The organism is Bacillus sp. SRB3LM (assembly GCF_015712745.1).
GTDB classification, from domain to species: Bacteria; Bacillota; Bacilli; order Bacillales; family Bacillaceae_G; genus Bacillus_A; species Bacillus_A thuringiensis_K.
The window spans coordinates 528,204-549,335 of the sequence record NZ_VWVQ01000008.1; the positions used below are offsets into that span (position 1 = coordinate 528,204).

Consider the following 21,132-nt stretch of genomic DNA (forward strand, 5'->3'; position numbering starts at 1 on the left):
TATAGTGGTGTCATACACCATTTTTTAAACCCATCGAAGACAAACCGAATGTATCATCTAAAGGAAGAAGGAGCGGTCCGATGGAATTAGAACAAGTTGTGCGCAAATATGAAACAGATTTATTACGTTTACCTTATGTTGTAGGAGTAGGAATGGGATGTGTACAAGGAAAAGAAGTGATTCAAGTATTTGTTTCAAAAAAAGTACCACGTTCTCAATTAAAAGCAGTGGAACAAATACCTACACAATTAGAAGCATACCCCACGAACATTATAGAAGTGGGGACCATTACAAATCATTACACGGGGTAAGGGGGCGAGTGTTATGGGAACACATTCAAATATAAAAGTGTTGACGATTCAGGAACAACAAGACATTCAAAAGGTACAGCAAAGTGTAGAGGAGGATTTCTTACAGTTTCGGAATGTAACAGGTATTGGAGCTGGTATTCAACAGGTAAACGGGGTTATGACAGGCACACCCTCTTTGCTTGTATTTGTAGACCAAAAACTACCTGTGGAAACATTAGAAACCAATCAAGTCATTCCAAAAGAAATAAACGGCATCAAAACTGACGTCATTCAAACAGGGTATCTACTTGCTGGGAATCAACAAACATTACAAGTTGATACACAGGCACTTTCCACTCGAATTCGTCCAGCCAAAGGAGGATATAGCGTTGCTCATCGAAATGTGACGGCAGGTACGATTGCGACTTGCGTATATGATATATTACCAAATGGTTCTACCAATCCGCCCGCACATGGATATGGTATCCCAAGTCGATATTATATACTAAGTAACAATCATGTATTAGCGAATAGTAATAATGCGAACATAGGCGATCCTATTTTACAACCTGGTCCAATTGATGGGGGAAGCGATCCAACGGATCGGATTGCAACTTTATCAAGGTTTGTCCCAATTACCTTTTCTTCGCAAGTACCACTTGAAAATCAAAGCAATCTCGTTGATGCTGCGATTGCAGAAGCACCATTTCATCAAATCGATCGTTCGATTCATTGGATTGGTTCTATGCAAGGCTGGCGACGACAACAAAATGTTACCGTCGGTACACGTGTCATGAAAACGGGACGGACAACAAATCATACACATGGCGTCATTACTGCAGTAAACGCAACCGTCGATGTAAATTACGGAAGTGGTAGGGTTGCACGGTTTCGAGATCAAATTGTCACAACAAACCTTTCTTCCGGAGGAGATTCTGGCTCTTTAATCACGACAAATGATGGCGTTGCCATTGGCTTGCTATTTGCTGGTTCCTCCTCAGTTACAATCGCCAATCATATAGAACATGTACGCTCGTTACTTGGCATCGAAGTGGCAGAAAACATATTATAAACATGTTCTATCCATGCGACACCTATTCAACATCTAATCGCTATATGTTATATGGTTCTGTTGCAAAGTTTTTTAAATGCAGCTAAACTGTAGGGAAAATGTGCTGAGGAGAATGAAACATGAGATATTTTAAAGGAAAGCAATTCAAAAAAGATATTATTTTAGTAGCCGTTTTTCTTTAAGTTATCGCGATGTATCTGAACTTTTGAGAGAGCGTGGAATATCGGTTCATCCAACAACTATCATGCGTTGGGTCCATGAATATGGGAATTTGATTTATCAAATCTGGAAGAAGAAAAACAAGCAGGTACGATCATCGTGGAAATTAGACGAGACTTATATAAAAGGAAAATGGGTTTATTTATATCGTGTGATTGATAAAGATGGATACACATTAGATATTCAGCTTCGAAAAACACGAGATCATCAGGCGGCATATGCCTTTATGAAAAGATTGGTAAAGGCTTTTGGAGAACCAACGGTTCTCACAACAGATAAAGCCCCAGCGTTACTATGTGCATTTAACAAATTAAAAGAACAAGGTTTTTATAAACATACAACTCATTGCACTATCAAACATCTGAATAATCTTATAGAACAGGACCATAGGCATGTTAAAAGACGTTTTGTTAAATCCGCAGGATTTCAAAACCTTCGACATGCTTCACGTACCTTGAAAGGCATTGAAACCGTTCATGCTTTATATAAAAGAAACCGAAGTCTTGGCTCAGACTTCGGTTTTTCAATGTACAATGAATTACAACAATTACTCACAATTGCATAAGATTCAGATATACTCAATTTCACCTTTTTATTTCTTAAGAAACTTTGCAACAGAACCCTAGTATGTATGGAAGGAAGTAAATTTGTTTCAATACGATGAACATAAGCCGTATTCTAGCCAAACGAAGCCAAAACCTAAGCTTAGGTTTTGGCTTCGCAACATATGATGCATGCAAACTTAGGTGTTATTTTTTATTAATTTTTCCAATGGTATTAAATTCATCATCAGGTTGTAAGGAACGAGTTAGTTCATTACAACGTAAAATATACTTTGGATATTCAACTTCGTAAAAAACGTGATCATCAAGTGGCGTATATGTTTATGAAGCGACTCGTCCGAGCTTTTGGAGAACCATCGGTTCTTACGATAGACAAGGCCCCGGCTTTGCTTTGTGCATTCAAAAAATGGAAAAAAGACGATTGTTATACCCATACCAAATACTGTACTATCAAATATCGTAATAATCTTATTGAACAAGATCATCGACATGTAAAACGACGCTTCGCCAAATCTTCTAGATTCCAAAGTATCCGTCATGCTTCTCGTACCATAAAAGGGATTGAAACGATTCAGGCTATATATAAACAGAGACGAAGTCTTAAATTAGACTCCGTCTTTTCGGCGTACAATGAACTCCAAAAATTAGTAGCGGTTGCTTAAACCCAAACGCCACTTTATAATCCGTTCTCTATTTTTTTAAACTTTGCAACAGAACCTTTTTCCAAATATAAAATAGAAAGAACAACATTTAGCTGTCCTTAGTTTTTTACCATCCACATGGCACTAATTGTTTCAGTAGAAATATGTTTCCAAATCCCGTATATCTGTATTGAAATGAAACTCTCTTTTAACTGTACATCTAATGGAATTATGCTTTTAATCTTTCCGTTGTATATTTTTTTTATTTCTGTTTTGAACACGATTCTAACCTCTAATGTATCCAAACTCATTTTACTATCCCCTTATTTTAAGACAAAATGGGATTGCCTTTTACTCTTATTATTGATTAGCATTCGCATCTATATTTTCTTTCTCTTTCTATGTGTACCAATTCATTTGTATAATTATTCACGACAGAATCAGACTGTAATGTTTTTATATTTTTCATATGAGTATCAGCAGCTTTTTCGGTATTCTTCTTACTCTTACCAGTATCTTCACTAGTGATAAAACTCTCTACAATAACAGTTAAGAACTAAACCTACCGTTTCTTTCAGAATAGCCGTGTAATTATCTCTTATATGATGCTATTCTTTCTCCCTATGTATTTATAAGTTACTTACATAAAATATAATGAACTAAAGTAAATGAGATTTCAAGAAGTTTTTTTCTGAAAATCACTCCAATTCACGAAGTTTTTTTGCTCGTTGGAAGTAAATATACTTTAATGCTAAAGAAATTCGAGATTCCTGTAAAAATGGATTCGTTGCTTTATACAAATTTAATCAATATTACATTGTTCCTACCGTTTCGCTCCATGAAAAAACTTTGCAGCAGAACTATGTTTCTATTCATGCCCGATACCAGGCCTACTCGTGTCACCATTTACAACACCAAATTCTGTTATGTTTGGCTCTACTATTACTTTTATTTTTAATTTGGGATACTGCCTCTCCCATCTTTTTATATTAAAATGTCTGATACGACTCCGTGCTTCATCTCCAATCCCAACAGGATCAATATGAAGTTTTTGACATTCCTTAATGATTGCATCTCCTTGTTTTTCTAGCGAGTGTTTCATTGCTTTTTCTGTTATCTGTATAATATCTTGTGAGATTCTTTTCCCTTGAAATTCACGTACAACTCCCTTTACTTTTAAGCGAATGGTGATTTGTGGATCCGGTGTAGAAGTTCGTATAAGAAATTTTCGGTGAGTAACCACACTTTGTACAGAAACGTCTACATTCTTGCTTATTTTTACTTTTACATGCCCTAATTTTGCTCTTTCTCGTAACACTTTGAAAATGAATAGATTGTCTCGATGAATTTTTTTTACATATCGATCTTTCTTGAATAGAGCAATCCCTTCAATGCGTATATGTTTTCCTTCTAATTTTAGTAGAGGTAAAACAGGATCTTTCATTTTTGAAAAATAGGAAGTTAAAAATATGTGAAGGTTATTCTTGGGTAATAGTCCATATGCCATGTTATGTTCTAATAAATTGGCTAGAAAGCTACCTGTATCCTTATTTCCATATTTCTTTTCTAGCACATTTTTTGCTTTGCCATCTACAATTGCTAGTAATAAACGTGAACTAACATTGGCATCCCGATGAAATGTATCAATGATTGTAGAAATTTCTTTTTTAGAAAGCTCATGTCCAAATAAAGCCACTTCCAATTTCCCATTTGCAATCGGTTCATCAGATTGTTCATTCTGCTTTTCCAGGCTTTCTTTACTCAATGAGGATGTTGTGGTCAAAACCTTATTGATAATTGTTTTATCAGGTTGGTAGACAGCATACACCCCTGAGACTTGCATTTGATTTCTGGAACTGGATGCATCATAACCAACTCCTTTTGCAAGCCGAATATCATCCAGTACTTCTTTGGGAACACGACCGAAAATAAATACTAACAACATCATAATGCATAGAAAGATAATAAACTTTATTTTCATCCTCATTTCCCCATTCGATTTCGAATATGGTAGACAACAAACAATATGGGTATATAAACAACAACAATGTAAAAACCAATATTTGAAATAATTCGGCTTAAAGACTCTATCGCATCCCGATCAGATATAAAACATATCACCAAAAAGAGGATACTTAAAAGCCAAGGAATCATGGATTTTTGCCGTAAACCACCAAATAATTCTTTTAATCCCCGACTCGCAGCCCAGCAACTAAGACATATATTCGGTAAAAGAATGATGATCCACGTTGTAATTCCAATAAATTCAAATCTTTCTATAAAGGGAAGGCGAACGATTTTCCACATACTTAAAGTAGGCCAAACGGTACGACTCAAGTGTTCTGGACTAAAATAAACCGTGGTTACCAAAGTAAGGCCTAAATAAATACATATCGTATATAAATGACCGAAATGAGCCCATTTTTGAGATTTTTCTGGGTCTTGCAAGAAAGGATAGTATAAGAATAAAAGTTCGAGACCAAAAAAACTAAAAGACATCGCCTTCATAGATATGAATAACTCTTTGATAGAATGGTCCCCAATAGGCAACAGATTTCGATAATTTGCAAATTCTAAAGGACTGAGAAAAGTAAGCCACAAAAATAGGGGAAGTAAAATACTACATACACTAACACCTACTACAGTTCGAAAACCACCAACTACAATAAAATACACAAGAATAAGATAGACAGCAGCAAAAGTCCATTTATTGAGACTAGGAAAAATCCAAACGCGAATAATTTCCAGTGTAGATTGAAGATATACGAAGCTATAGGAGAAGATATAAAGGCATATGATAAAACTGCAAATGCCGCCTAGCCACATTCCCCATACTTTACGATGAATAGGGATGATACTTTGTTTTTCCTTATTTAATAGGGTATACATCATCCAAATTAAAATATGTCCAACTAACCCTGTTAAAATAACGATTATCCAGGCATCATGCCCCGCACGCTGAGCTATCTCGCGCTGAAAGCTGAAAGCTCCAACCCCTGTTTGCATTGTATTTATCAAAAAGAAAGTAAAGAAAGAAGAGACAAGAAATTGTGTTTTTATACCTGTTTTCAATGTGATTCCCCTTTATAATTATTCATCCATGTCTTTGTTTTGTCGGATAGATTTTTTAGAAAATCGGATTTTATCCTTTGACTGCGTATCCATAGGGCGTTTGGATTGTTTAGACAATGGTAGACGAATAAAAGAATCTTTAAAGTCTGAAAGGCGAAAAGGATAGATAGGTTCTAAATACGGTCTTCCCAGAGAAGTTAACTTTAATAAATGGACCAGGATAAACATAGCAGATATTGCAACGCCTATTACACCCCACAATTCGGCAAATAACAAAAAGGGGAAGCGAATAAGCCGAATCGCATTTCCCATTTTATAAATAGGTGTGGTAAAAGAGGCTAGAGCAGATAGGGCTACAATAATTAATAACACATTACTCGTTAACCCCGCCTCAACAGAAGCTGTTCCAATAACAATACCACCTACAATGCCTATTGTTTGTCCAACCTTTGTGGGTAACCTGGCTCCAGCCTCCCTAAGTAACTCAATTGTTAATTCTAAAATGACAGCTTCCAAAATGGGTGGGAGCGGTATCGGGCTTCTCGAAATAACTATCGTACTTATCAAATCTTTCGGAATCAATACATAATGATAATTGAGCACTGCCACATAAAGCGGCGTAGCTAAAATAGAAAACATGACACCCACAAGGCGAATGACTCTAAAAAAAGAAGCGATTTGCCAATGAATGAAATAATCCTCAGATGCCGAAAAAAATTCTATTAACGTAGTAGGTCCAATTAATGCATGGGGTGATCCATCCACCAAAATTACAATTTTCCCTTCTCCTAAAACGTCAGCCACTCGATCCGGTCTTTCCGTATCAATAAGTTGTGGAAAGACCGAGTAATTATTATCTGAAATCATTTCTGAGATATAGGAGCTGTCTAAAATTTGATGATACTCAATCTCTTGAACCCTTTGCATGACTGTGTGTACATCTTCTTCATTGGCAATATCCTTCATATAGAGAATGGCAATTTTTGTTTTAGATAGGGTACCAACTACATATTCTTTGATTTGTAGTTGCACACAAGGTAAGCGCTTACGAATTAAATTTAAATTTGCTTGTATGGATTCGACAAACGATTCTTTAGGACCAACTACACTAAATTCTTCTTCGGGTATCGCTACATCTCGAGCTTGATTCATACTTGCTGAAATGAGTAAACAAGTTTCATCCGTTGGATGATATTGAATCATGATATGACCTAGCATGAGGTTGGATTGAATTTGTTCTATATCATTTGTAAGTACGATAAGCTCCATGGGAATCACAGCTTGTAATTCTTTTAAAGAGAGATAAGTACCACGTTTCATATATGGAAGAATTTGTTCATATATAAATTTAGAATCAACGAGCGATGTAAAATAAGAAATCCAAAATTCGCCTCCTGCATGAGGATGACAAAATTGAATAAAATCATCCGACTCTTTGCTGTATGTTAGTAAATCTTCTATTGTCATTTACAATCCCTCACTTGTTCCCCTTGTTAGATTTACATATAACTATTCCTTTAAAGATTTTTCATTATAGAGTATTTATCTAAAAATCATTTTATATCCTAAAAAGATTGCATGATGTACTGCTAGGTTTTAGAGTTATCATATTAGGGGATTTAAAGAATTCAGATTTCCTCTTTTTACGAAGAGTGAAACATGTAAAAGATGTTTGTATGGAAGAAATGGAAATAACAGCAATGTTGAAAAAGCTATGGAAAGAAGTACTGTATAGAAGAAAATTGATGGAAGAGTATGAATTGGGTCATATTGATGAATACAATGAAATAACCTCAAATGAACAAATTCCCTATATCTTACTTACAATTGATGAAGTATTCATGATACAGAATGTACCACCATCATAGAAAAAGTTACCAATTAGATCGAATGGGACGATTCATCTCGGACGTGTTGAAAACCTACGAGTCCTTTACTACCTTTATAAACCGGTGAACTACATCACTGCTTTTAATAATTGCGCTACTAACGGAGCAATTCCCCCAATAAATGTTAAGAATGCGATTGCAATTGGGTTTTCTTTGCCCATCCCACGAAAAAGGGGAATAATACAAAATATCCCAATTCAATCCCAACCGGTGTGTCGTATAAATTTAATTATGTATTATTAAAGGATGAATCCGAACATGTTTGGGATTCATTCTTATTTTTTATACAAAATACTTACAATCCCAACTATCACAAAAATGGACGTTTTTGTTACAGCTAAATTTCCACATTCGGATTTCAATAGAGAATTAGAGAATGTTAAGAATGCATAAATTCAAATAATTGTCTTTTAAATTGAATGAAAATATTGTTTCCTTATTTTTTCTTATTTCTCAATGTTTCGATGAAAGTATTTCAGAAAGTTGAATAGATATATATTGTAAGAGGTTGTTCACTATTCCATATCGAAGGAACGTAATTTTTTATAAAAAAGGAGTACGTATAATGAAATTTCTTGAAATTATACAGCATAGCTTTAATTCTTTACAAATATATAGTCAACAAGAGCTTATACAGATTGTCCAAACATTAGATTTGTCACCTGAAAATGTAATTCCTTATATCAAAGCTCCAAAACACTTGGAATACGGACGAAATATCATTTATCATACAAAAAACCTAGAAGTCATGGTACTTTATTTTCCTAGCTTGGCGAAAACGCCTATTCATAATCACGGTACATCAACAGGCTGTATTTATATTGTACAAGGTAGCTTACAAAATATCCTATATACTTTTGAATCCTCCGAGACTACACCAACCTATCATCAAACGCAACAATTTACGCAAGGACATCTCTTTACTGTTAATAACAATACCATTCATATGATGCAGAATAGCTCGAACTTACCAGCTATTACCTTCCATGTATATTCGCCACCATTGAAAAACGTAAAAATCCATACTTCTTAATAAAGTGTAATAGAAGTTGCTTCTTTTCCTTTAACTTGTTTATTTCGAAAGGAGTTATTATGGATCAATTTAAAGATCGTTTCATACAAAGTCTGCAAGATGGGCGAAGTGTTTGGCTAAAAGGCAAACAAATTGATGTCACAAAGAATGCAAGTTTTCAAGGTACGTTAGCTACTATTACTCAGCTATATGACTTGTTTACAAATCCTACACATCAGCAATTAGTTGGCTATCTAAGTCCCCAAACCAATACATGGGTTCATACAGCATTTTTAGTACCAAAATCTTACGAAGATATATTAAAAAGGCGAACAGCCTTTGAGACATGGAGCAAGATGACAGATGGGGTTATGAGTCGTTTGTCCGATTATGCTCGATCCCGGTTAACAGGATGGTATGCAGCTCGTGAATCATATAGAGGACTTGATCCTCAATTTCCTGATAAAATAGCGAGTTACTATGAAGAAGTCAGAGATCAACACCGTTTCATCAGTGTGATTCAACGCGACCCACAAATAAATCGGTCCATTCAACATGCAGTCGATATAGATGAAATAGGATTATTAAGAATGACAAAAAAACGGCGGATGGAATATTTTTAAGTGGTGCTAAAATGATTGGAACCGCATCGCCATACTCAAATGATTTACTTATTTATCCTGTAACAAGAGTGAACTACTCGCCACTTAGCAAAGCTTGAAGTTGGAGCTTCTCAGTTCCACGACGAAAGTAACCTTTCGTCTCCCTGAGCGTTACTTCGGGATGTTCCATCCCTAGATGTCCAACGCTTGGACGCTCTTTTGGTACGGTTGATATTTTACGCAGGAACCGAATGGCTTGGTTATCGCACTCTATTTTCTTCCTGCAACCTCATATATCAAGTGATCAAAGAGCTTCATATAGCTAGTTTATCAAAAGTTTTTGGCTATGCCAAACCGAAATTCATCTCCCACCTACCGTTTGGGCTACGCCCTTCACACGCTTGAGGAAGGAGAATTCTTTCGGGGAATTTGTTAAAAAGTGAACAGAGTTCTTTAGCTCATTTTCTTATCGTTGCACCAAATTCTCCTGGTTTACATATGATTTGTCGGGAATCGTTCGCAACTGATTTTTCACAACAAATTAATGCTCCTATTAGCTCCAAATATGATGAAATGGGGTTCTGTTGCAAAGTTTAAAAAAATAGAGAACGGATTATAAAGTGGCGTTTGGGTTTAAGCAACCGCTACTAATTTTTGGAGTTCATTGTACGCCGAAAACACGGAGTCTAATTTAAGACTTCGTCTCTGTTTATATATAGCCTGAATCGTTTCAATCCCTTTTATAGTACGAGAAGCATGACGGATACTTTGGAATCCAGAAGATTTGGCAAAGCGTCGTTTTACATGTCGATGATCTTGTTCAATAAGATTATTACGATATTTGATGGTACAGTGTTTGGTAGGTGTATAATAATCGTCTTTCTTCCATTTTTTGAATGCACAAACCAAAGCTGAGGCCTTGTCTGTCGTAAGAACCGATGGTTCTCCAAAAGCTTTGACGAGTCGCTTCATAAACATATAAGCCGCTTGATGATCACGAGTTGTACGAAGTTGAATATCCAAAGTATGTCCATCTCCATCAATTGCACGATAAAGATAGTGCCACTCTCCTTTAACTTTGATGTAAGTCTCATCTAAATGCCAAACAGGGTGTGTCGTTTTGTTTTTCTTTTTCCAGATTTGATAAATCAAATTGCCATATTCATGAACCCAACGCATGATGGTTGTAGGGTGAACGGATATGCTACGTTCTTTCAAGATTTCAGAAACATCACGATAGCTTAAAGAAAAACGACAATAATAGCCGACGGCTACCAAGATAATGTCTCTCTCGAATTGTTTTCCTTTAAAATATCCCTTATGTTATGCTCCTCATCTTATTTTTTCTACAGTCTAGCTCAGCTCCAAAAACTTTGCAACAGAACCCATAATCGTTGTATGAGCTAAAGATAAGCCTCTTTCCTCCATCATTTCCACCAAATCTCGAAAACTTAGCTGGTACCATAGGTACCAGCGTACAGTTAATAAAATTAAATCTGGTGGGTAATGCTTCCATTTAAACAAATTGTCTTTTCATACTGATCCCATCCCTTTTGTAGAGTAATCGTATCAGTATGTCCAAAATTAGAAGATTACTTGCAATTAACCTGATTTTTTGCATCAGAACCATATTTTCTCTCATTTTTCTACCCGTTTAATAATAAGGTTAAAATAGATTAATTTTGTGTGTTATTTGTAAAAACACACATCCTTATTTTTTAGTTCCATTTATTAAAGAACTAAATAAATATAGTAAACTTGTTTAGTTAACAGAACCGGATTTTTTCACGTAAAAACTGTTATTGTACAAGGGTTATCAATTAATTTTGAAAATACACAACAAGATACAATGTAGATTTTTTTCAAAATCAAAGACATTTTTACACTGTTTTATATAACAAATAGGATATAAAATATAAGCAAGCAGTGATTTACACATTAAATAAGGAGTGAGAAAAATGCATGAAAATAATAAAATGAAGTACTGGAAAAAAATCGTTAAAGTTGCACCAATTTGTATGTTAAGTACAGGTTTTTTAGTGAGTGTAGGAAATCCAACATATGCTGAAGGATCAGATATCCCCAAAAACAATGTATCTGAAAAATCAATTTATAAGATGCCGATAAAGATGGCATCCGCTGATGTGTATACACAACTCTCAAGGGATACTGTGACAGCTTTACAATCTGCGATAAAAAATCATCCTCATGTATTTGGATATATAACATCAGATAATTTTGAACCAGGTGTCTATCATTTTACTACACCTATCGATCAAATTAAGAATCAATTTGACAAAAATCTCGTAAACGATTTCTATAATCATGAGCATCCACTTTTAGGAATGGAAAATAAACAATTAGAATTTTATGGTATTAATGGTAATATTAATATTACTGGCGCTCAGGACGGTGATACTACAAATTTAGCAAATCTAGAATTGTTAAATTATCATAATGGTGGAGATGCTGAGCAAACATATAATACGGTTGAAAAACAATATAGTACTACGGATTCAATGACCTATACAAATCAAGAGGGAGTTAAACTAGGAATCACTGAATCTATAAAGGCTACAGCTGGAGTTCCATTAGTAGCAGAAGGGGAAGAAACAACGACCTTAAGTGCAGAGTTTACTTATAATCATACATCTTCAAATACGTCTTCAAATACAACAACGTATACATTTAAATCACAACCAGTTAAATGTGTACCTCATGGAACAACAAAATTTATACAATCTGTAAAACAAGCAACATTTTCTGGAACATACACAGGTCCTGTTCGAGTTATAGAACCTACAGATGTAAAAGTTCAGGTGAAAAATGCAGATAACTATGAAACAGGTTTTTTAACAGCCTCGCCTGGAGAAGAAAATCACTTTTTATATAATGCTTTTAAATATTCGAACCAACCAATTCCTTCCTATATGGAATTAGATGATGCTACCAAAAGTGTAATTATTAAAGAACCAGGAGAAACAATGACTTTCAATGGACAAGCCGGATTTCAAGAAAATGCAAAGCTTGAATTTATACCTGATGACAAATCTAAACCATCAGTAACTATACCTTATTCTATTTATATAAAAGAACAGCAAAAAGAGAATATAAACAAATATCTTGATGAATTAATAGAAAAAAAGGTTCAATCTAAATAAAAATTTCTAAATTTCCGAACATAAAACCTGTATGTTTTTAATACACTGAGGGTCTTACTCTACGATGTTATTTGGTTCTGGTGCAAAAATTCCAAAATGCTTGAAAAGGGCTTATCAAACTTGGCCATACTGGTACTAATACTTAAAAAAGGTGTGTGATCAGTATGGGACCAGAAAACTTATTTAAGTGGAAACATTATCAACCAGATATTATTTTATTAACAGTACGTTGGTACCTACGGTACAACTTAAGTTTTCGTGATTTGGTAGAAATGATGGAGGAACGAGGATTATCTTTGGCTCATACAACCATTATGCGTTGGGTTCATCAATATGGACCAGAATTAAATGAACGGATTCGAAAACATTTGAAAGCCACGAACGATTCTTGGAGAGTAGATGAAACATACATCAAGATTAAAGGGGAGAAAATGTATTTATATCGTGCGGTCGATTCCGAAGGAAATACAATTGATTTTTATTTAAGTCGTAAACGAGATGCGAAGGCTGCCAAGTGTTTTCTAAAAAAAGCCTTGGCTTCTTGTCATGCCACAAAACCTCGCTCGATAACTGCCGATGGAGATAAAGCCTATCCTGTTGCAATCCGTGAACTAAAAGAAGAAAAGTGTATACCACACTGTATACCACTTCGTGTGAAAAAATATTTAAACAATATCATTGAACAAGACCACCGGTTTATCAAAAAGCGTATTGGGTGTTTTTGCCCATCTCCTCGAAATGGGGGAATAAGCAAATGAATATTGTATACTCCTCACATTACAAAATCCTTATATTAAAACTAAATAAGTAATATCGTTTGTAAAAGTCTATATTTGATGTCATTTAAACCATGCCCCCTTCATTGTAACAATCCAATCATCAGTTGGTATTTTTTGTATTCTTCCCATACTAAAGTAGCTGTTTTCAAGTGGAAGAAACATCCCCTTACAAAAATGTAAGGTTACTGTTATATTAATCAATAGCGATTCATCTTCCAAAAGAGCAAAATAAGCAAGAGAATAACAATTGTAGGAGAATATATATGACGAAACCAGTTGTAGACGTGAAAAACGTTCAAAAAGTGTACGGTAAAAAAGGGGAGAATCAATCGCACGCATTAAAAGGTGTATCATTCTCAATTCAAGAGGGTGAGTTTATTGGAATTATGGGACCATCTGGTTCTGGTAAAACGACATTATTAAATGTAATTTCAACGCTTGATAAAGCAACAGGCGGCGTTGTTGAAATTGCGGGTACAGATATTACAAAAATGAAGCAAGGTGAGCTTTCAGATTTCCGTTCACAAAAGTTAGGATTCATCTTCCAAGACTTTAATTTATTAGAAAACTTATCTATTTATGAAAACATCGCACTTCCACTTTCACTTCAAGGTGTTTCATCACATAGGATTGGACCGAAGGTAGAAAAGGTAGCCGATATGTTAGGAATTTCAGCAATTCTACAAAAATATCCATCTGAAGTATCTGGTGGACAGAAACAACGTTCAGCAGCCGCACGTGCGTTAGTGCATGAACCGGCCATTATTTTGGGGGACGAGCCTACAGGAGCTCTTGATTCTAAAAACGCAACGAGTTTACTGGATGCCATGACAAGCTTACATACAGAACAAGGTGTATCGATTATGATGGTTACGCATGATCCATATAGTGCAAGTTACTGTCAACGTATTTTATTCATTCAAGATGGAGAGCTATATAAAGAAATTCATCGCGGTGGTACACGTGACAAATTCTATAAAGAAATTTTAGACGTGCTTGCAGACTTAGGCACACAAAAAGCATAAGAAAGAAGGTGCAAGCATGTTATTTAAACTTTCCATGTCCGGGCTAAAAAGTAAATTACAAGATTATATTGTCTTACTTGCTGGTCTTATCGTATCTATTTCAACTTGCTATATGTTTCAAACGTTATCACTAAATAAAACGTTCCTTGAATCAAATCCACATGCTGAGATAGTTGCAATAGCATTCCAAATCGGTTCCGTTTTATTAGCGATTGTAACGTTTTTCTACATTTTATATGCAAACTCTTTCTTATTATTTCTTCGCCAAAAAGAGTTCGGCATGTACATGATGTTAGGAGCAAAAAACATAAAGTTACCTTACTTATGTTTATCGAAACAATCATAGTAGGTACCGCATCTCTTGCAATCGGAATTGCAGTTGGTGTAGGACTTGCAGAAGGTATCGGTCAGTTATTAATGAAACAGTTGGATTTTTCTAGAGAAGGTTATAAAGCATTTTATATTCCATCTATGACTGTTACTTGCCTCTTCTTTTTTGTCTTATTTGTACTATCAGCCATCCTGAATAGTATGAAATTGTCACGTATTTCTGTTTTGCAACTTGTACATGCAGATGCACAAACAGAGCGTGTCGCGGTAAAAGGGAAAATGACAGCTGTAGTTGCATTCCTTGGTTTGCTTTTACTAGGCATTGGTTATACATCACTGATCTATATATCACAGCTACAAGGAAAAGATATACTAAGCGTTCCTACATTCATGGCTATTGGATTAATCACAGCTACAATTGGTACGTACACGCTATTTGGATCCCTTCTCCCCGTTATGATGAAAAAGGTACAGAGTAATAAAAAACGTAGGGAAAAAAGGCTGAATGCTTTTACTTTTGCGCAATTAAACTTCCGTATGAACAGTCTAACAAACCTACTGGCAACGGTAGCAATCTTAGTAGCTCTTGGAGCTGGTGGAATTGCGTGTGGTATGGCATTTAAAAACGATGTCATAAAACAGACTGATAAAGGAACGATTTATGATTCGATAGTTCATAATCCAACAGTGGAAGAAAAGAAATTGTTAGACCGCATTCCATTCAAAGAGAAGCTTGAATATCACTACAAGGTGGATGATACGTATGTGTATTATACAAAAGAAGAGCTAGAGAATCATCGTCCTTTAGTCAAAGATAGAAAAAATGAGAAGACAATGAAAGTTTCAGAGGAAATCCCCATGAATGCGTTTGCGTTGTCAAGACAATGGAGCGATGTTTTCCAAACAATTCAACCAGAGTATATGTATCCGAATCATGAAGTGAAAATTGTCAATCAAAACATATATGATAATATCAAAGGTACAGAAAATACCGTGTTTATTGGGAAAACAAATAATTTTGGTGCATACGTAAAAGAATGGAAAAAACTTGATGAATTACAGATAGTTAAATATAAAAATGTGAAAGCAGAAGAACTGAGTAGTAAGTATCAAAACTATAAGGGGAATCAAAGCTTTTCTAGCGGACTCATGTTTATGGGATTCTTCGTTGGAATTGCGTTCTTAGCAATGATGGCAAGCTGTCTGATGTTTAAAGTTTTGTCTGGTGCATCCAAAGATTGTACACGTTATCAAATGCTTCGTAAAATCGGTGTTCGCCGAGAGTTATTAACACAATCGATTTATAAAGAGTTATTCTTTGTATTCTTAGTCCCAGCACTTGTGGGTATTGTTCACGTATTAGTTGGGATGAATATGTTCAGCCCTCTTTTAATTGATCCGTATTTGGGTGTTTTTGCCCATCCCCTCGAAAAGGGGGAATAAGAAAAAAGCAAGTCTTTCTTTTAAGAGAGCTTGCTTTTTTCTAAGCTATATTCGTATTCTTTGACTATTCTATAAAATGTATTGCTCTTCATTCCTACTCTTTGCATGGCTTCTACAGCAGTAATTTTATGATCTTTCTATTCTTGATAAGTTTCTTTAAAATTATCATCTATTTCAACTTTTTTGCGGCCAAATTTAACTCCTTTTTGAAGTGCAATTGTAATTCCCTCTTTTTGTCGTTCGCGGATTCTTTTTCTTTCATCTTCAGCCATATAACTTAATAACTGTAAAATTAAATCTGAAATAAGAGTTTCAATTCCATTTAAATCTTTATATTCATGGTATTAAGAAGTGGCATATCTAACACAACGATATCAATCTTTTTTTCTTTAATTAATTCTTGTCATTCGTCTAAAATCATTTGTTTATTTCTTCCCAAACGATCTAGTGATTGAATATATAAAACATCGCCGTTTCTCAACATACGTTTCATAAGTTGATATTCAGGACGTTTAAAATCTTTTCCACTTGCTCTTTCAATAAAGATGTATTCTTCAGGAATACTTATTTCTGCTGCGGTTGCGAGTTGTCTCTCAATGGATTGATCTTTACTACTTACCCTAATATAGAAAAATTTCCTCATTATGTATTCCTTCCCCTATTTCACATTCTGCGTACAATCTATAATAAAAAAAATTTGATGGTTATAAGTTATAATTATGAAATATTAACCCCCCTTTAAACGCACCGTGTCAAACAGTATACTTTTTGACACGGTGTAATCTATTATAACTCTAACCCATAAGAAGATGTAGAAAACGATTAAACATGAATATTCAAAAAAGATTAACTATTTTAACTACAGATGAAATAAATCAACTTTATAGTAGACCTCTTTTTACAACTAAAGAGCGCGTACAATATTTTGCTCTTTCTCAAATGGAAACTGAATTGTTATATACTTTACGCTCAATAAAATCTAAAATTTATTTTATTCTTCAACTTGGATACTTTAAGTCAAAGCACTTATTTTTTCAATTTAACCTATGTGAAGTGAAAGAGGATGTTCAATATATTCTTAAAGTCCATTTCAATAATGCTGAGTTCTCAGATTTGGGATCTTATTGATAAGAAAACTAGGCTAAATCAACAACAACTTATTCTCAAGCGATTTAACTATTGTCTTTGTGATTCACAATCTCGACTAGATTTAAAAGAACAAGCTCGTAGAGCTGCAGCTATAAGTGAGAAACCGATTTTTATTTTTCGCGAGCTTATAAATTATTTAACTACTAAACGAATTATTATTCCTGGTTATAGCTTTATACAAGAGGTTATAGGAAATGCTATTACATATGAACAAAAACGCCTTATAAGGATTATACAAAAACAGCTATCCGAGACGGATAAACAGCATTTAAAAGAATTATTATATAATCCTGCTGGTTTATATAAGATTACTCGAATCAAACAGGAACCTAAAGACTTTAGTATGAATGAAATTAAACGGGAAATTGAATATGGGAAAGAAATGTATCCTCTTTTTCAACTGACCAATTCAATTTTGCCACAACTAAAAATTTCTAATAAAAGTATTAAATATTACGCTTCTTTAGTAGAATATTATTCCGTATATAAATTAAAAAGATTTAATGAATCCCTTATAAATCTTTATTTATTTTGCTTTATTTTTTATCGATACCAAAGAATGAATGATAATTTGATTAATAGTTTAATTTATAAAATGAGAAAATACAATGATGATATCGTATCCTTTGCAAAAGACGAAGTATATAACTATTACACAGAAAACCAAGAGGATTTCAAGAAAGTCGGAAATGTTTTACAAGTTATAATAGATGAAAACATTTCCGACTATACAGTATTTAAAGACATACAAAGACGTGTATTTTCTATCCTAGACCGTCCTAAATTAACTGAGCTAGCAAATCGAATCCTGAATACTTCGAAGATAGATGAAAAAGCGTTCCGTTGGGAACGTATTGATATATTAGCTTTACAATTCAAAAGACAAATTCGTCCTATTTTTATGACGATTGATTTTGTTACAACAGATATTGAAGATCCTCTTATGGATGCAATACATTTTTTAAAAGAAGTTTTGATGAAATGAAAAACTTTACTTAAATATGATATCGAAGATATTCCAAAAACCTTTATACAAAAAGGGGCCAAACGTTACCTTTACACGAAAGATGATGCGCATTCAAAACGTTTACTAATAGATCGATTTGAATTTTTAATTTATCATTCTTTTTGGCATCGCTTACAATCAGGAGATATTTTTTGTAGAGATAGCATACAGTATAGAAGTTTTGAAGATGATTTAGTCGATGAAGATACGTGGGTACATAAAGAGAGTATGATTCAAGATTTCAATTTAACTAAGCTACAACAGCCCATCGAAAAACATTTAAAAGAACTTGAAAACAAATTGGAAGCTCGTATCATCTCTATTAATAAAAGGATTACTTCTGGAAAAAACAAACATGTTCAAGTGAAAAAACATAAAAATCATCATTCTTGGACACTTCCCTATACTCGAGCTTCAGCTCTTATTAATCATTCTTTTTTCGATGTATTACCACAAGGTGATATAAGAAGTATCCTGTATTTTGTAAATCAGCAATGCAATTTTCTAGATAACTTTGACCATATTCTGGGACGCTATGCCAATCAAAAAGCAAATGATTATACTCTCATTCCATGTTTTAATAGCTTGGGAAACAAATATGGTGTTATATAGAATGGGAGAAGTCTCTGCTATGAATTTTTCAAAATTAGCTACTACATCAGCTAATTTTATTCGATTAGAAACATTAAAAGATGCAAATGATTGTATCAGTAATGCCACAAGTCAACTTCCTATTTTCCCGTATTTTAACATTGATGATTTCATCCATTCAAGTAGTGATGGTCAAAAATACGAAACACAGATTCATACACTACAATCCCGTCATTCCTCTAAATATTTTGGAATGAATAAAGGAATCACTTCTTATACAATGGTGGCTAACCACATTCCAATTCAAGCAAGAATTATTGGTGCAAATGAGCATGAAAGCCATTATGTATTTGATATTTTATACAATAATACAACCAACATAAAGCCTACTATCCATTCTATGGATACACATGGAACGAATGAAGTTAATTTTGCTGTTTTAGATTTGTTTGGTTACCAATTTGCACCTAGATATAAAGATATTCAAGCAACTATATCTCGAAATTTATATGGTTTTCAACATCCAAGTCATTATGAAGAATTACTGATTAAACCTGTGCGTAAAATTAATACAGATCTCATTGTAAAAGAATGGGACAATATAAAACGAATTATGGTATCTCTTGCTTTAAAGACGACGACTCAAAACGTTATTGTACGAAAATTAAGTTCTTATGCACGAAAAAATCAAACCAAGCGAGCATTATGGGAGTATGATAACATCATTAAAAGTCTATATTTTTTAGAATATATTGATTCATTATCATTACGTCAAAATGTTCAAAAATCACTAAATCGTGGAGAAAGTTATCATAAATTACGTCGATCCGTATCACGTGCAAACTTTGGGAAACTCCGCTTCAAGACTGAACAAGATCCGCACATTTGGAATGAATGTAGTAGACTGCTCAGCAACTGTATTGTTTATTACAATGCGAGTATATTATCTAATTTATTAATAAAATCCAAAGATACAGGGATTGTGATGAAAATATTACAGCATATTTCACCAATTGCATGGCAACATATCAATTTTTATGGTAGTTATGAATTTAGTAAATCCTCAACGGTAGTAAATATAGAGGAAATTCTTGCGAGTATCAATAAAGACGATATTCTAACCAGCTTAACACGAGAAGACTCCTTGGAAAAATGAAGTATGACTGTCCTTATTCCCCCTTTTCGGGGGGGTGGGCAAAAACACCCAAAATGAAAATCCATAATATCATCACGCGACATACATCTAAATTGCTGTAAATGGCCTATAGTTATACTAAAAATGTAGGCTTACGCCTACTGACATTCATCTCCCACCTACCATTAGGCTAGTGCCCTTCACACGCGTGAGGGAGGAGTATTCTGTTAAAAAACGATAAATATCAACTGCTTGCCTAATATTCACACGAAATATATTGTCTTTTGGTAAAAGACAAACATTATAAAGCTGAAAATCCTTATATAAGGTAAAATAAATTCTGTATTAAATAATGTGATTCCTACTACATATTATAGGAAACATTTGAATAAAGGAGGGAAATGAGTGTAAAAGCCATTGTTTTTACATATTAAATGGAATGAGTTATTAAAAAACAAATAGTAATAGAGGTAACATAATGAAATCAGGTGATTTTGTCCTACATTTTCCTGAACTTGCTACAGTATTAGAGTTATTGCAAACTTTAAACTAATAAGAAATAGCACTACTCTTGTTAAGGACCTCACAAAGTTTTTGAGTTATCTTTTCATCAATAAAAAGATGATATAGTAGTAAATGTTCTATTAATTAAATCAAGTGAGGAGATTGATTTATGAAAAAAAGTATACCCAATTTACTGGTAGGCGGTATGGTATTGTTGAATGGTACACTTGTTTCCCAGCAAGCTTTTGCGGATACCTTAGATGGTCCAAAACTAAATTTACCAAAATATCAATATAGTTTGGATACAAATATAGGTGCTCCCAGTAAACCTATGCTAGATTTTATGATTAAACTATCTAATAGTGGTGCCTTAGATGAGCTGGAATATGCCTCTAATTCAAAAGTCGTTGGTCTCAAACATGATTTGGCTACTATTCAATCTATGTATCAGTTTACAGATGAGGAAATGGTATTCTTTAAGAAGTTTTTCAATTTACTTACAACGTTAGACTAATGTTTTGAAACCCTATTTCACCTTTCATCCATATATAAGATACGTATAATATTAAATTTACTATTATTCTTATAGGGAATTATGATGGGAATGTACCTAAACGTACAAAATCCCTGGAAGGATATGGGAAGTTCA

Annotated in this window: 11 protein-coding genes and 9 pseudogenes; 13 read left to right on the forward strand and 7 right to left on the reverse strand. The window is 34.1% G+C overall.

The window, feature by feature from the left end:
* The first annotated feature begins 80 nt into the window (after positions 1-80).
* The 4 genes and pseudogenes from F3I02_RS09675 to F3I02_RS09690 all read left to right on the forward strand — a co-directional run.
* The gene (locus tag F3I02_RS09675) at positions 81-311 is read left to right on the forward strand and encodes a hypothetical protein (protein WP_196477572.1); all 231 of its coding nucleotides are present in this window, start codon (positions 81-83) and stop codon (positions 309-311) included.
* Between the two features lie 13 nt (positions 312-324).
* Positions 325-1,362, forward strand: coding sequence for a chymotrypsin family serine protease (locus F3I02_RS09680; RefSeq protein WP_196477889.1), 1,038 nt, complete (start codon positions 325-327; stop codon positions 1,360-1,362).
* A 119-nt stretch (positions 1,363-1,481) separates the two neighbouring features.
* Positions 1,482-2,146: pseudogene (locus F3I02_RS09685) on the forward strand (IS6 family transposase).
* 264 nt (positions 2,147-2,410) lie between these two features.
* Positions 2,411-2,806: pseudogene (locus tag F3I02_RS09690) on the forward strand (DDE-type integrase/transposase/recombinase); the annotation flags it as partial.
* Positions 2,807-2,904: 98 nt separating this feature from the next.
* On the opposite strand, the gene F3I02_RS09695 reads toward F3I02_RS09690, so the two are convergent.
* From F3I02_RS09695 to F3I02_RS09710, 4 genes are all read right to left on the reverse strand, one after another.
* Positions 2,905-3,096 (reverse strand): hypothetical protein, encoded by a 192-nt coding sequence (locus F3I02_RS09695; protein WP_196477890.1) that lies wholly within the window; start codon positions 3,094-3,096, stop codon positions 2,905-2,907.
* Positions 3,097-3,653: 557 nt separating this feature from the next.
* On the reverse strand, positions 3,654-4,766 hold the full coding sequence (locus F3I02_RS09700) for a Ger(x)C family spore germination protein (protein ID WP_196477891.1): 1,113 nt from the start codon (positions 4,764-4,766) through the stop codon (positions 3,654-3,656).
* Between the two features lie 2 nt (positions 4,767-4,768).
* Positions 4,769-5,857 carry a GerAB/ArcD/ProY family transporter gene (locus F3I02_RS09705; protein WP_196477892.1) on the reverse strand — a complete coding sequence of 363 codons (1,089 nt, stop codon included), beginning with the start codon at positions 5,855-5,857 and terminating at the stop codon, positions 4,769-4,771.
* Positions 5,858-5,875: 18 nt separating this feature from the next.
* Positions 5,876-7,324: a spore germination protein gene (locus F3I02_RS09710; protein ID WP_196477893.1), complete on the reverse strand. Its 1,449-nt coding sequence runs from the start codon at positions 7,322-7,324 to the stop codon at positions 5,876-5,878.
* A gap of 137 nt (positions 7,325-7,461) precedes the next feature.
* Between F3I02_RS09710 and F3I02_RS09715 the strand changes: the two are divergent.
* From F3I02_RS09715 to F3I02_RS09725, 3 genes and pseudogenes are all read left to right on the forward strand, one after another.
* Positions 7,462-7,710 (forward strand): annotated as a pseudogene (locus tag F3I02_RS09715) (FtsK/SpoIIIE domain-containing protein); the annotation flags it as partial.
* A 601-nt stretch (positions 7,711-8,311) separates the two neighbouring features.
* Positions 8,312-8,779 carry a cysteine dioxygenase gene (locus F3I02_RS09720; protein WP_196477894.1) on the forward strand — a complete coding sequence of 156 codons (468 nt, stop codon included), beginning with the start codon at positions 8,312-8,314 and terminating at the stop codon, positions 8,777-8,779.
* 59 nt (positions 8,780-8,838) lie between these two features.
* Positions 8,839-9,452, forward strand: a pseudogene (locus F3I02_RS09725) (4-hydroxyphenylacetate 3-hydroxylase N-terminal domain-containing protein); the annotation flags it as partial.
* Between the two features lie 541 nt (positions 9,453-9,993).
* On the opposite strand, the gene F3I02_RS09730 reads toward F3I02_RS09725, so the two are convergent.
* Positions 9,994-10,644 (reverse strand): IS6 family transposase, encoded by a 651-nt coding sequence (locus tag F3I02_RS09730; RefSeq protein WP_196477932.1) that lies wholly within the window; start codon positions 10,642-10,644, stop codon positions 9,994-9,996.
* Positions 10,645-10,728: 84 nt separating this feature from the next.
* Positions 10,729-10,884: pseudogene (locus tag F3I02_RS09735) on the reverse strand (IS6 family transposase); the annotation flags it as partial.
* Positions 10,885-11,318: 434 nt separating this feature from the next.
* Between F3I02_RS09735 and F3I02_RS09740 the strand changes: the two are divergent.
* The 4 genes and pseudogenes from F3I02_RS09740 to F3I02_RS09755 all read left to right on the forward strand — a co-directional run.
* Positions 11,319-12,521 carry an ETX/MTX2 family pore-forming toxin gene (locus F3I02_RS09740; RefSeq protein ID WP_196477895.1) on the forward strand — a complete coding sequence of 401 codons (1,203 nt, stop codon included), beginning with the start codon at positions 11,319-11,321 and terminating at the stop codon, positions 12,519-12,521.
* Positions 12,522-12,685: 164 nt separating this feature from the next.
* Positions 12,686-13,234 (forward strand): annotated as a pseudogene (locus F3I02_RS09745) (IS6 family transposase); the annotation flags it as partial.
* A gap of 329 nt (positions 13,235-13,563) precedes the next feature.
* Positions 13,564-14,325: an ABC transporter ATP-binding protein gene (locus F3I02_RS09750; protein WP_196477896.1), complete on the forward strand. Its 762-nt coding sequence runs from the start codon at positions 13,564-13,566 to the stop codon at positions 14,323-14,325.
* Between the two features lie 16 nt (positions 14,326-14,341).
* A pseudogene (locus tag F3I02_RS09755) lies at positions 14,342-16,071 on the forward strand (FtsX-like permease family protein); the annotation flags it as partial.
* 47 nt (positions 16,072-16,118) lie between these two features.
* On the opposite strand, the pseudogene F3I02_RS09760 reads toward F3I02_RS09755, so the two are convergent.
* Positions 16,119-16,741 (reverse strand): annotated as a pseudogene (locus F3I02_RS09760) (recombinase family protein).
* A 185-nt stretch (positions 16,742-16,926) separates the two neighbouring features.
* Here F3I02_RS09760 and F3I02_RS09765 point away from each other — a divergent pair.
* Positions 16,927-20,000, forward strand: a pseudogene (locus tag F3I02_RS09765) (Tn3 family transposase).
* A gap of 652 nt (positions 20,001-20,652) precedes the next feature.
* Positions 20,653-20,997: a hypothetical protein gene (locus tag F3I02_RS09770; protein WP_196477897.1), complete on the forward strand. Its 345-nt coding sequence runs from the start codon at positions 20,653-20,655 to the stop codon at positions 20,995-20,997.
* The last annotated feature ends 135 nt before the right edge of the window (positions 20,998-21,132 follow it).

Coding starts and splice junctions, on each gene's coding strand:
- F3I02_RS09740 (WP_196477895.1), top strand. CDS start 11,319: ATGCATGAAAATAATAAAATGAAGTACTGGAAAAAAATCGTTAAAGTT.
- F3I02_RS09700 (WP_196477891.1), bottom strand. CDS start 4,766: ATGAAAATAAAGTTTATTATCTTTCTATGCATTATGATGTTGTTAGTA.
- F3I02_RS09750 (WP_196477896.1), top strand. CDS start 13,564: ATGACGAAACCAGTTGTAGACGTGAAAAACGTTCAAAAAGTGTACGGT.
- F3I02_RS09680 (WP_196477889.1), top strand. CDS start 325: ATGGGAACACATTCAAATATAAAAGTGTTGACGATTCAGGAACAACAA.
- F3I02_RS09770 (WP_196477897.1), top strand. CDS start 20,653: ATGAAAAAAAGTATACCCAATTTACTGGTAGGCGGTATGGTATTGTTG.
- F3I02_RS09710 (WP_196477893.1), bottom strand. CDS start 7,324: ATGACAATAGAAGATTTACTAACATACAGCAAAGAGTCGGATGATTTT.
- F3I02_RS09720 (WP_196477894.1), top strand. CDS start 8,312: ATGAAATTTCTTGAAATTATACAGCATAGCTTTAATTCTTTACAAATA.
- F3I02_RS09675 (WP_196477572.1), top strand. CDS start 81: ATGGAATTAGAACAAGTTGTGCGCAAATATGAAACAGATTTATTACGT.
- F3I02_RS09695 (WP_196477890.1), bottom strand. CDS start 3,096: ATGAGTTTGGATACATTAGAGGTTAGAATCGTGTTCAAAACAGAAATA.